Origin of the sequence: Actinosynnema pretiosum (genome assembly GCF_024171695.1) — a bacterium.
Lineage (GTDB): Bacteria > Actinomycetota > Actinomycetes > Mycobacteriales > Pseudonocardiaceae > Actinosynnema > Actinosynnema pretiosum.
Genome location: NZ_JAMTCF010000010.1, coordinates 249,362 through 259,487 on the forward strand (window position 1 = coordinate 249,362; position 10,126 = coordinate 259,487).

Annotated in this window: 9 protein-coding genes; 4 read left to right on the forward strand and 5 right to left on the reverse strand. The window is 74.1% G+C overall.

Annotated features, from left to right (window positions below):
* Positions 1 to 196: 196 nt before the first annotated feature.
* The 3 genes from LV78_RS21885 to LV78_RS21895 all read right to left on the reverse strand — a co-directional run bounded on the left by LV78_RS21885 (position 197) and on the right by LV78_RS21895 (position 3,701).
* Positions 197 to 2,437 carry an ABC transporter ATP-binding protein gene (locus LV78_RS21885; protein ID WP_253847429.1) on the reverse strand — a complete coding sequence of 747 codons (2,241 nt, stop codon included), beginning with the start codon at positions 2,435 to 2,437 and terminating at the stop codon, positions 197 to 199.
* A gap of 185 nt (positions 2,438 to 2,622) precedes the next feature.
* On the reverse strand, positions 2,623 to 2,892 hold the full coding sequence (locus LV78_RS21890) for a hypothetical protein (RefSeq protein WP_253847432.1): 270 nt from the start codon (positions 2,890 to 2,892) through the stop codon (positions 2,623 to 2,625).
* A 446-nt stretch (positions 2,893 to 3,338) separates the two neighbouring features.
* Positions 3,339 to 3,701, reverse strand: a complete 363-nt coding sequence (locus LV78_RS21895) for a DUF5132 domain-containing protein (RefSeq protein ID WP_253847437.1) — start codon at positions 3,699 to 3,701, stop codon at positions 3,339 to 3,341.
* 607 nt (positions 3,702 to 4,308) lie between these two features.
* Here LV78_RS21895 and LV78_RS21900 point away from each other — a divergent pair.
* A complete protein-coding gene (locus LV78_RS21900; RefSeq protein ID WP_253847442.1) occupies positions 4,309 to 4,785 on the forward strand; it encodes an SSI family serine proteinase inhibitor in 477 nt (158 codons plus the stop codon).
* An 82-nt stretch (positions 4,786 to 4,867) separates the two neighbouring features.
* On the opposite strand, the gene LV78_RS21905 is transcribed toward LV78_RS21900, so the two are convergent.
* A complete protein-coding gene (locus LV78_RS21905; protein WP_253847445.1) occupies positions 4,868 to 6,043 on the reverse strand; it encodes a PP2C family protein-serine/threonine phosphatase in 1,176 nt (391 codons plus the stop codon).
* Between the two features lie 161 nt (positions 6,044 to 6,204).
* Between LV78_RS21905 and LV78_RS21910 the strand changes: the two genes are divergently transcribed.
* On the forward strand, positions 6,205 to 6,684 hold the full coding sequence (locus LV78_RS21910; RefSeq protein WP_253847449.1) for an ATP-binding protein: 480 nt from the start codon (positions 6,205 to 6,207) through the stop codon (positions 6,682 to 6,684).
* Between the two features lie 6 nt (positions 6,685 to 6,690).
* Here LV78_RS21910 and LV78_RS21915 read toward each other — a convergent pair whose 3' ends face one another.
* Positions 6,691 to 7,623 carry an NAD-dependent epimerase/dehydratase family protein gene (locus LV78_RS21915; protein WP_253847453.1) on the reverse strand — a complete coding sequence of 311 codons (933 nt, stop codon included), beginning with the start codon at positions 7,621 to 7,623 and terminating at the stop codon, positions 6,691 to 6,693.
* A 100-nt stretch (positions 7,624 to 7,723) separates the two neighbouring features.
* Between LV78_RS21915 and LV78_RS21920 the strand changes: the two genes are divergently transcribed.
* Both LV78_RS21920 and LV78_RS21925 read left to right on the forward strand, forming a co-directional pair.
* On the forward strand, positions 7,724 to 8,410 hold the full coding sequence (locus LV78_RS21920; protein WP_253847456.1) for a TetR/AcrR family transcriptional regulator: 687 nt from the start codon (positions 7,724 to 7,726) through the stop codon (positions 8,408 to 8,410).
* A 150-nt stretch (positions 8,411 to 8,560) separates the two neighbouring features.
* Complete coding sequence (locus tag LV78_RS21925; protein ID WP_253847458.1) at positions 8,561 to 10,117, forward strand: extracellular solute-binding protein; 1,557 nt, start codon at positions 8,561 to 8,563, stop codon at positions 10,115 to 10,117.
* The last annotated feature ends 9 nt before the right edge of the window (positions 10,118 to 10,126 follow it).

The window sequence follows — 10,126 nt, forward strand, 5'->3', positions numbered from 1 at the left end:
GTCGGGGGCAGCGGGCAGTCAGAAGCAGAGGTGCGTCAGGGGCAGCGGGGAGTCAGAAGCAGAGGTGCGTCAGGGGCAGCGGGGAGTCAGCGGCAGCGGTCGGGCGGTGCTGGCGGTCCGGTGGCGCCGTGGTGGTCGGGCGGTGCTGGCGGTCGGTCTGCGCCGTGGTGGTCGGGTGGCGCCGTGGTGGTCGCGGTCAGGGCTTGGCGCCTGCTTGGAGCTCCCACAGGGAGGCGTAGAGGCCCGATCTGGCGAGGAGTTCGTCGTGGGTGCCCTGTTCGGCGACGACTCCGCCCTTGTCCAGGACGTGGATGCGGTGGGCGTGGCGGATGGTGGTCAGCCGGTGCGCGATCACGATCGTGGTGCGGCCCTCGGCGAACCTGGCCAGCGCGCGCTGGATCGCGGCCTCGGTCTTGTTGTCCACGGCCGAGGTCGCCTCGTCCAGGACCACCACCGGCGGGTTCTTGAGCACCGTTCTGGCCAGCACGATCCGCTGCCGCTGGCCTCCGGACAGCGAGGCGCCGTGCTCGCCGACGACCGTGTCGTAGCCGAGCGGGAGGGCCTCGACGAACTCGTGCGCCTCCGCGGTGCGGGCGGCGGCGCGGACCTGCTCGTCGGTGGCGGAGAACGTGCCGTAGCGGATGTTGTCGGCGATCGTGCCGTCGAACAGGTGGGCGTCCTGGGCGACGAACCCGATGGCGGCGCGCAGGTCCGGCAGGTGCAGGCCGCGCACGTCGTGGCCGTCGAGCAGGACCTCGCCGGAGTCGGCCTCCTGGAAGCGGGCCAGCAGCTTGGCGATGGTGGTCTTGCCCGAGCCGGTGGCGCCGACGATGCCGGTGACCTGGCCGGGTTCCGCACGCAGCGACAGCTCCCGCAGGACGCGCGGGCGACCGGGGTAGGCGTAGCAGACCCGGTTGAGCGCGACCTCGCCCTTGACCCGCTCGCGCGCCAGCCTGCGGCCACCGGTGGGCTCGGTGGGCAGGGACAGCAGGTGCTGGACGCGGCCGAACGCGGACAGGGTGCGCTGGTACTGGTCGACGGTGACGCCAAGGCCGGACAGCCGCAGGATCACCTGCTGGGGCAGGCCGATGAGCGGGCTGAACACCTCGAACGGCACGGCCCCGCTGAGCACCTTCCGCCCGCCGACGAGCAGGGTGCCGGTCATGGAGGCGGTGGTGAGGGCGCGGACGCCCTCGCCGTGCCGGATGCCGCGCCGGTTGGCGCGCAGGTCGGCCTCGGCGCACTCGCGACCGAGCCGCTCGACCTCCCGCGCCTCGTGGTCCTCGGCGCAGGAGGTCTTGACGGTGGCGGAGGCCTCCAGGGTGGTGGCGAGCCTGCTGCGCAGCCGGGCGCGGTGCTCGGCGGAGTCGGCGTGGTCGGCCGCGGAGCGGTCGCGGTGGCGCAGGGACAGCGCGGCGACGATCGGCATGGGCAGGAACGCGACCCAGGCGACTCCGGGCGCGAGCAGCAGGAACGCCGGGATGAGCACGAGGATGCTGGTGGTGAGCTGCAACGCGCTCGCGGCGGGACCGGAGAAGAACGCGCCGAGCTGGTCGACGTCGTCGGCGAGCACGCCCGCGACGCGGGTGGGGCGCTCGCGCTGGAGGTGGTGCGCCTCCAGGCGCTGCGCGTGGTCGTGCAGGCGGGTTCGCCACTCCTGCTGGACGGCCTGCCCGAGCTCGCGCCACCGCAGGCCGGACAGGAAGGACAGGCCCGCGACGACCCCGCAGGCCACGGCGGCGGCGCCCGCGAGCACCCACAGCTGGGTGGTCGCGCCCACCACGCCGAGGGTGGTCAGCAGCGCGAACTCGCCCTTGATCAGGATCAGCGCGATCCAGCCGAGGAACACGCCGAGCGCCAGTTCCGCGAGCTGGCACAGCACCGACAGCGCGGAGGCCTCGACCAGCGCGGCGCGGTGTGACCGGACGATCCTGGCCAGCGGGTGGGCGGCCAGGCGCTCGCCCAGCGCGGTGCGGCGGAGCGGGGTGAGCACGGCGCGAGCCGCGCGGTCCAGCGCGGCGGAGAACAGGCCGGTGATCGCGCGGGCGAGCGTGCCGACGAGTGCGATCGGGCGGCGCAGCGCCCTGCCGAGGCGGAAGCCGAGCGCGGTGGGGCGATCGAGCGCGGCGCCGGTGCTCGCGCCACCGCTCCGGGAGGCGGACCGGTGCGGGACGGCGCCACGACCTCGTGCGACAGCACGACCCGAGGCGGAAGCGCGGCCTTGTGTGGAAACGCGGCCTTGTGCGGCAGCACGGTCCGAAGCGGCAGCACGACCTGAGGCAATGGCGCGGATCAGGGCAGTAGTGCGCCCTGGGGCGGCAGTGCGGTTCAGGGCGCCGACGCGGTTCGGGGTGGCGTTGTCACCTTGCGGGGTGGCTCCGGCCCACTCGGCGACACGTCCGATGCTCCTGCCCAGCGCGGCCACGGCGGCGAGCACGACCGCTGCGGTCGACCGGTCGCTGTCGACCGCGAGCGCCGAGGCGCCAACGCCCCGGCCACCAGCCGGTTGACCGCCGCCCGCAGCGGCGACGTCGGCCTGATCGGCACCAGACCGACCACCGGCCGTCCGGTCACCGCCCGACCAACCACCACCAGTCCGGCCGAGGCCGAACCAACCACGGCCTACCCGGCGGCCACTCGTCGGGTCACCGCCTGCCTGGCCATCGCCTGCCTGGTCGCCGTCCGGCTGGCCATCGTCCGGCTGACCACCGTCCGCCTGGTCACGGCCCACCTGGCCACCGACCGCACGACCGCCGCCAGTCCCACCCCCAACCACACGACCACCGCCAGCCACGCGGCCACCGCCAGTCCCAGCCCCGACCACGCGGCCACCGCCGGTCCGGCTGCCGCCCGCACGGCCACCGCTCTGGGAGCCGCCTGCCGTCGCATCATCGCCCGGTGGTGCACCGGCTGCCGCGCTGGCGCCCGAGGAGTCGTCATCCGTCGTGCTCGCCCTGGCGAAGCGGTCGGCGAGCACGCGCGCGGCCACGGTGACGGCGGTGCTCAGGGCGTGGGCGATCCCGGCGGGGTCGAGCGGTCGGTCGTGCAGGACCAGGACCCGGCCGGTCGTGGGGTTGGCCTGGGCCGCGGTGACTCCGGGCAGGGTGAGCAGGGCGGTTTCGACGGCGTGGGCGGTCACGGGGCGCCTGAGCACCTGCGGGACGTCCCAGCGCTGTCGGCCGGGGACGGCCGAGCGCACCCTCGGGCCGGGGACGGCGGCGGGGGTGAGCGGGGCGGCGGTGGGCAGAGAGGTCATGGCGGGGCTGATCTCCAGCGGTTCCCCGGTGGAACGGGGTCCGTCGGTGTTCGGGGGTGCGGCGCGGGGAGCGGCGACCGGGTCAGCGGGACTTGGTGGGGGCGGCGCCCGCGGCGGTCGCGCCTGCGGCGGCCGTGCTCGCAGCGGTCGTGCTCGTGGTCGTGGGAGTCGCGGTCGCGGGTGGGCGTGGTTTGGTGGTGTCGGTCGAGGCCGAGCCCTGGGCGGGCACGTCCACGTCGAAGATCTGCGCGGCGGTCATCTCGGCCGACACCTCGGCCGCGATGTCCTGGAGCTCCTCGCCGATGACCTGGGCGGCGCGGCGGGCCTCCATGGCCACTCCGACGGAGGTCTTCACCACGCCGCGCACGAGCGGTTTCACGACCCGCTTGGCGACCGGGATCGCCAGCAGGCCGACCAGGAAGGGGGACAGGAAGGGAGCGGGCATCGGTATCCGGGTTCCTCTCGTCTCGCGTTGGTGACGGCCGGGCGCCGGGATCATCGGAAAACCTGAAGAAAATTCTTCAGCGAAGGTCCCGAACGCCGTCCGGACCGCGCTCTCACGGTCGGTTCGATCACTTGCACACGAAGGTTATCGGAGCGATTCAGGGGACCTCGGAGCTGAAGAGCGGGTGTGCACCGGAAGGTGAGCTAAAAGCGGCCAACTCTCCCCTAAGGGGTCACACAGCAGGTCAGGACGTAATCCCATCGAGTGGTCGACGGTCACCGATACCGCATAATTTTCTCACGAATACCACCTTTCCGGGGCAGCGCAATCACCTGGGCAGCGAAAGCCGGAGATCCGAAAAATGCGGCCTCAAGGACGGGAAGAGCTCCACAGGCGCACCCCACAGATCGGTGACTCTGCGAACCCGATCCATTGGCGCTTTGTATTTATTTTGCCCATGGAAAGCCCCGAACGGGCGGTTTGTGCCGCAAAAAACGCATGTGCCGTGTGCGCGCTGTCAGGATCAGCGCGCTCCCCCTCCTCGGCACGCCCCTCGGGGCGCCCTCCCCTACCGGCACCCCCCTCACAGGCAGGAAAGGGCACGTCGATGCGCATCAAGAACTCGGTGGCCGTGCTGGTTGGCGCGCTCGCCTGCGCCACGGTCCTCGCACCTCCGGCAAGCGCGAGCGGAACGGCGGTGAGCGGAACGGTCGTGGTGAAGGGCGCCGCGGCGAGCGGCGCGAGAGGCACGGCCGCGAAGGCCGCCGCGCCCGGCGGGGCCACCCGCTACACCCTGAGCCTGTCGGGGGCTCAGTCGACCTGGTACCGCGCGGTCAGGCTGTCCTGCCCGGCAGACCCCTCCGGCCACCTGCACCCCAAGGGCGACCAGGCGTGCGCCGACCTGGCCACGGTCCAGGGCAACATCGCCAACATGCGCCGCGACACGCAGCGGTGCGCGCCCGGCGGCGGCTCGATCACGGCGACGATGAGCGGCACCTACGACGGCCGGTCCGTGCAGTGGAACAAGACCTACCGCGACCAGTGCGAGATGTTCACGGCGACCCGCGCGGTCTTCCGCTTCTGAGCACGACCCGGCGGCGTCGACGCGCTCGCCGCCGCCGGACCCCCGCCACGGCGCCCCCACCCCGGCAACCGCCGCTCCCCTGTCACGGCCGGTGCCGGTACACCAGCAGCGCGGTGTCGTCGGGCGGCACGGCGGGTGGCAGCTCGCGCAGCAGCAGGTCGGCCAGCGCCTCCACGTCCAGCTCCGCCGAAGCGGCCAGCACCTCCCCCGCGCGGGTGATGCCCTCGTCCAGGTCCCGGTCCCGCCGCTCCACCAGCCCGTCGGTGTACAGCAGCAGCGTCGCCCCCGGCGGGATCAGCGCGCTCGCGGGCGTCCGAACGGCCCCCGGCACGGCGGCCAGCGGCGGCCCGAGGCCGTCGCCCAGCTCGCGGTACCCGCCGTCGTGGGCGCACAGCGCGGGCAGGTGCCCGGCCGAGGCGTAGTCCACGTGCCCGGTCCCGGTGTGCACCACCAGGCACAGCACCGTCGTGCACAGCGCGCCGGGCAGCCGCTCGGCGAAGGTGTCCAGCGCGGTCAGCACGGCGGCGGGCCCGTTGTCCTGGAGCAGCAGGGCCCGCGCGGCGCTGCGCAGCTGCCCCATGACGGCGGCGGCGGCCAGGTCCTTGCCGACGACGTCGCCCACGAGCAGCGCGCACCGCTCGCCAGGCAGCGCCACGACGTCGTGGAAGTCCCCGCCCACCTGGAGCACCGGCCCGAGCCCGATCCCGCCGGGGTGCCCCGGTCCGCTGAGCGCGGGCTCCCCCGGCCCCACGGCGGGCCGGTAGCGGGCAGCGACCCCGGCGGGCAGCCCGTCCGTCGGTCCGAGGATGGCGTGCTGCAGGGTGATCGCGACCTCGGCGAGCCGCCGCTGCTCCCGCTCGCGGATGGCCTGCTCGGCGGTGCGCGGGCTGACGTCGGCGGCCAGGACGCCCACGTGGCGGGTCCCGTCCAGGGCGACCGGGTAGGCGGTGATGTCGATGTCGAGGTCGCTGGCGGGCAGGTGCCGGGTGAGGCGCGTGGTCTCGCCGGTGCGCCAGACGTGCTCGCACATGAGGGTCCACTCGCGGGCCTCGGCCTCGGCCATCAGCTCGCGGTGCGTGCGCCCCTGCCGCTCGCCGAGCCCGGCGTGGACGGCGGACGCGGTGTTGAACCGCACCAGCCGGAACTCGGCGGGCGCGTCCGGGTCGGAGCTGGTGCGCTCGGCCAGCCCGAAGCCGTAGGGCAGCTGCTCGAGGGCGGCCCGGTCGAGCGCCCCGTCCGGCGGAGGAGGGCTGGTCATGGGGTGGGTGCCACCCGACGGGGATTCACCCACCGGACGGTACCCGCACGAAGTGCGAACACCGCGCCAACGACTCCGCCACACGCCACGCTGATGTCACCGCCAGGGGTGAGCCCGGCAGCGCGGGGTGTGACCGAGCGCGATCGCGGGAACACGGCCCCGTGACCTACTCGCACTTCTCCACCCGGAAACCCACCGCCGTCCCGGCCCCTCGGGACGGCGGGACAGCGCCCCACCTGGAGCCGGGTCGCACGACCGGCCGGGTGGAGGTCGACGCGTCGCTGCGCTGCGAGAACCTGGGCGCGGTGCGGGCGCGCATCGCCGAGGTGCTGGCCGGGCACGACCCGGACTTCGTGGACGACGTGCGGCTGGTGGCGACCGAGCTGGCGGCGAACGCCTGCGACCACGCCGAGCGCCCGCGCACGCTGGTGCTGCGCCGCGAGGTGCACCACGAGCGCGGGGCGGAGCTGGTGGTGGAGGTGAGCGACGCGAGCCCGGAGCGGTGGCCGCTGCTGGGGACGTCGACGCTGGGCGAGTTCCGGGGCAACGGCGTCCGGATGGTCCAGGCCCTGTGCGCGGACTGGGGCGTGCGGCGCAGCGCCGAGGTGAAGGTGGTGTGGGCCAGGATGCCGATCCCCTGAGCCGCGTCAGGCCCCGGTCACCCCCAGCGCGGTCCGGCGGCACACCTCGGCCCACGGCGTCGGCTCGATGCCGAAGCGCTCGCGCGCGGCGCGGTCGTCGAGCACGTAGGGCCGGTTCCACTGGTAGCCGACCTCGGCCAGCTCGCGCATCATCGGCGACACCAGCCCCACCGCGCGCAGCGCCGCGATCGGCAGCCCGCGCACCCGGACCGGCGGCTTCCCGGCCGCGCTCAGCACGTCGGAGAGCACCCGCTCCTGGGACAGCGCCGGGTTGGACGGCACGTGCCAGGCCCGCCCGTGGGCTCCGGGGTCGGCTGCGGCGGCGACCAGGGTGCGGGCGACGTCGAGCACGTCGGTGAAGGTGTGCGGCAGGTCGGTGCGCCCCAGCATCCGGACGGGCTCACCGCGCAGGGCGGCGGGCAGCACGCGGGTGATGTGCCCGTTGGTCCCCACGCCGGGCCCCAGGTAGTCCGAGCCCCTGACCTGCACGACGCGCACGCGCCCGGCCCGGTGGGCGGCGAGGGCGTCGGCCCAGATGCGGGCGCGCAGCGCGCCCTTGTGGTCGGTCGCGATCTCGGGGAGCCCTTCGTGCATGGGCACGTCGACCGGGCCGTAGGCGTAGAGCCCGTCCGTGATGGCGTAGACGGCGCCGGTGCGCTGGACGGCGGTGAGCAGGGACGCGGCGAGGGGCGGCCAGACGCGCTCCCACTGGGTGTAGTCGGCGGGGTTGGCGCAGTTGTAGAGGACACGGGCGCCTTCGGCGGCGCGGGTGAGCGCGTCGACGTCGGAGGCGTCGAGCGCGAGGTGGTCGACGCCCGCGAGCCCGGCGGCGCGGCCGGAGCGGCTGGCGAGGGTGACCCGCTCGCCCGCGCCTGCGAGCAGCTCGGCGACGTGGCGGCCGACGGGACCGGCGCCGATGACGAGGTGGTGCTGGGACATGGTGTCCGCCCTTCCGGTGGTTGGCTGCTGCACCGGAAACTAACAACCTCTAACCGATTTTGGCAGTGTTAGATTTTCCTACTGCTGCTAACCTGCGCGCATGTCGTTGCGCGAACGCCGCAGGGCCACCGCCACCCGCGAGATCCTCGACGCGGCGAAGGCGCGGATCGCCGAGCACGGACCGGCCGGACTCGCCCTGCGGGCGGTGGCGCGGGACCTGGACATGACCGTGCAGGCGCTGTACCACTACTTCCCGAGCCGGGACGACCTGCTGACCGCGCTGATCGTGGAGGCGTACGAGGACCTGGCGACGGCCGCGCGGACCGCGCTGGAGGCGGGCCCGCCGGAGCCGTTCCCGGCGGTCGCGGAGGCCTTCCGGGCGTGGGCGGTCGAGCACGCGGCCCAGTTCCAGCTGATCTACGGCACTCCCCTGCCGCACTACCGCGCCCCGCACGAGGGCCCGACCACCGAGGCCGCCAGGAAGGTCACGGCGGTCTTCCGCGACGCCCTGTTCGACGGCTGCTCCGAGGAGGCGCTGGCCCGCGCGGACGCGCCCGCGCTGAGCGAGGAGCTGCGCGCCCGCTTCGCGGAGCTGCCACCGGAGTCCAGGGGCGCGCTCCCCCCGCCCGCCGCAGCGCTGTTCCTCGACGCGTGGGCCCAGCTGCACGGCCTGGTGGTGCTGGAGGCGTTCGGCCACCTGGACTTCATCGGCCCGCTGCGGGTCGAGGTGTTCCAGGGGGCGGTGCGGTCGCTGCTGGCCGACGTGCGGCGCAGGGTGCCGGGCTGACCACGATCGCCGTTCACCCGGTCAGGTGATGGTCACCGTCGGCGGTATCCGCGCTGATCCGGTCGCGCACCTGTGAATACCGGTGATCGCGGAGAGCGCCGGCACAAGGCCTTCGGGCGCTGTTCGCCGGTGTTGTCGGGCAGGAGCGGCATGACTGTTCAGCACAGGGTGGTCCACGAGCGCAGACCCCGGCGCCGGGTGCTGCTCATCGCGCTGTTCGCCGTGGTGACCGCCGTGGTCGCCTCGGTGTCGGCCTGGCTGGCGGCGGACGTGGGCGGGCGGTGGCGGGTGGACGGCATCCCCTACCTGTGCGCGACCGGGGTCATGCTGGTGCTCGCCGGGGTGCTGATCAACGTGCTCCCCAGGGCGGTCAAGGAGTTCTGGCTCTGGTCGGGGCCGTTCCCCGACGTCGCCGGGCGGGTGCTCAGGGCGCTGCGCCCGCTCAAGGCCGCCGGGGTGGTGGTCACGGTGCTCGTGCTGGGCGTCGGCGGCTACCTGCTGGCCCCGTCGCCCGGCGCGGACGGGGCGGCGCTGGAGGAGGGCGAGCTCTGGCTCATGGCGGGCGACGACATGAGCCCGAACGACCCGCGCGCCGTGGTGCTGGAGCAGTGGAACCAGGCGCACCCGAAGACCCCGGTGAAGCTGGTCGACGCCGCGGGCGCCACGGACGAGCAGCGGGAGCGGATGCTCAACGACGCCGAGCCCGACGGGCCGCACCGCGCCGACCTCTACCTGCTGGACGTGGTCTGGATGGCCGAGTTCGTGAAGGGCGGCCACCTGCGCGAGCTGGACCGGTCCACGATCACCGGGGGCACGGACGACTTCCTGGCCAAGGTGCTCGACGCCTGCGAGGTCGACGGGAAGCTGTGGGCGCTGCCGCTCAACACCGACGTCAGGCTGGTCTACTACCGCACCGACGTCCCCGGCGTGACCGCGCCGACCAGCTGGGACGGCCACTCCGGCGCGGCGGCGGCCAGGGCGCGCGGCGGGCTGGAGGCGGCGGACGCCCCGCAGCTGGCCGAGGAGATGCAGACCGTGGAGGCGCTGGAGGCGATCTGGGCGGCGGGCGGCTCCGTGGTGGCCAAGGACGGGTCGGTCACCCGCACGCCCGACGGGACCAGGGTGCAGTTCGGCAAGAACGACTACGAGGGGATGCGCAAGCTCAACGCGATGACCAGGACCGAGGGCGTCGTGCCCGCAGGCGTGCTCCCCGAGGACACCGGGGCCGAGGACGCGGTCGAGCTGTTCGCGGACGGGCGGACCGCGTTCCTGCGGAACTGGGCCGTCGCGCACCGGCAGCTGACCGCCAGGCAGGACCGGTCGAACACCACCCAAGTCGGGTTCCGCAGCGCCGTGCAACCGGGGCCGAGCGTGCTGGGCGGGCAGAACCTGGTGATCTCCCGGCACAGCGCCAAGCCGAAGGCCGCGCAGGCGCTGCTGGAGTTCCTGACCAGCACGCAGAGCCAGCAGATCCTGGCCGAGATCGGCGGGTTCGCGCCGAGCCGGACCTCGGTCTACGACCGGTCGGGCAGCGAGCACCTGGGGAACGTGCGGAACGCGCTCAAGGACGCCAGGCCCCGGCCGCAGATCGAGCGGTACACGGAGTTCAGCAAGCTCTTCCGGGAGGCGGTCCGGGGTGTGGTGACCCCGGAGGACAAGGTGCCGGACGAGACCGCACGGCGGCTGGCGGACCTCCTGCGCGAGTGAGGCGCCACG

Excerpts from the sequence above, each read along its gene's own strand:
- LV78_RS21920 (WP_253847456.1), top strand. The coding sequence starts at position 7,724 with ATGTCGTTGCGCGAACGCCGCAGGGCCACCGCCACCCGCGAGATCCTC.
- LV78_RS21895 (WP_253847437.1), bottom strand. The coding sequence starts at position 3,701 with ATGCCCGCTCCCTTCCTGTCCCCCTTCCTGGTCGGCCTGCTGGCGATC.
- LV78_RS21905 (WP_253847445.1), bottom strand. The coding sequence starts at position 6,043 with ATGACCAGCCCTCCTCCGCCGGACGGGGCGCTCGACCGGGCCGCCCTC.
- LV78_RS21915 (WP_253847453.1), bottom strand. The coding sequence starts at position 7,623 with ATGTCCCAGCACCACCTCGTCATCGGCGCCGGTCCCGTCGGCCGCCAC.
- LV78_RS21925 (WP_253847458.1), top strand. The coding sequence starts at position 8,561 with ATGACTGTTCAGCACAGGGTGGTCCACGAGCGCAGACCCCGGCGCCGG.
- LV78_RS21890 (WP_253847432.1), bottom strand. The coding sequence starts at position 2,892 with ATGATGCGACGGCAGGCGGCTCCCAGAGCGGTGGCCGTGCGGGCGGCA.
- LV78_RS21900 (WP_253847442.1), top strand. The coding sequence starts at position 4,309 with ATGCGCATCAAGAACTCGGTGGCCGTGCTGGTTGGCGCGCTCGCCTGC.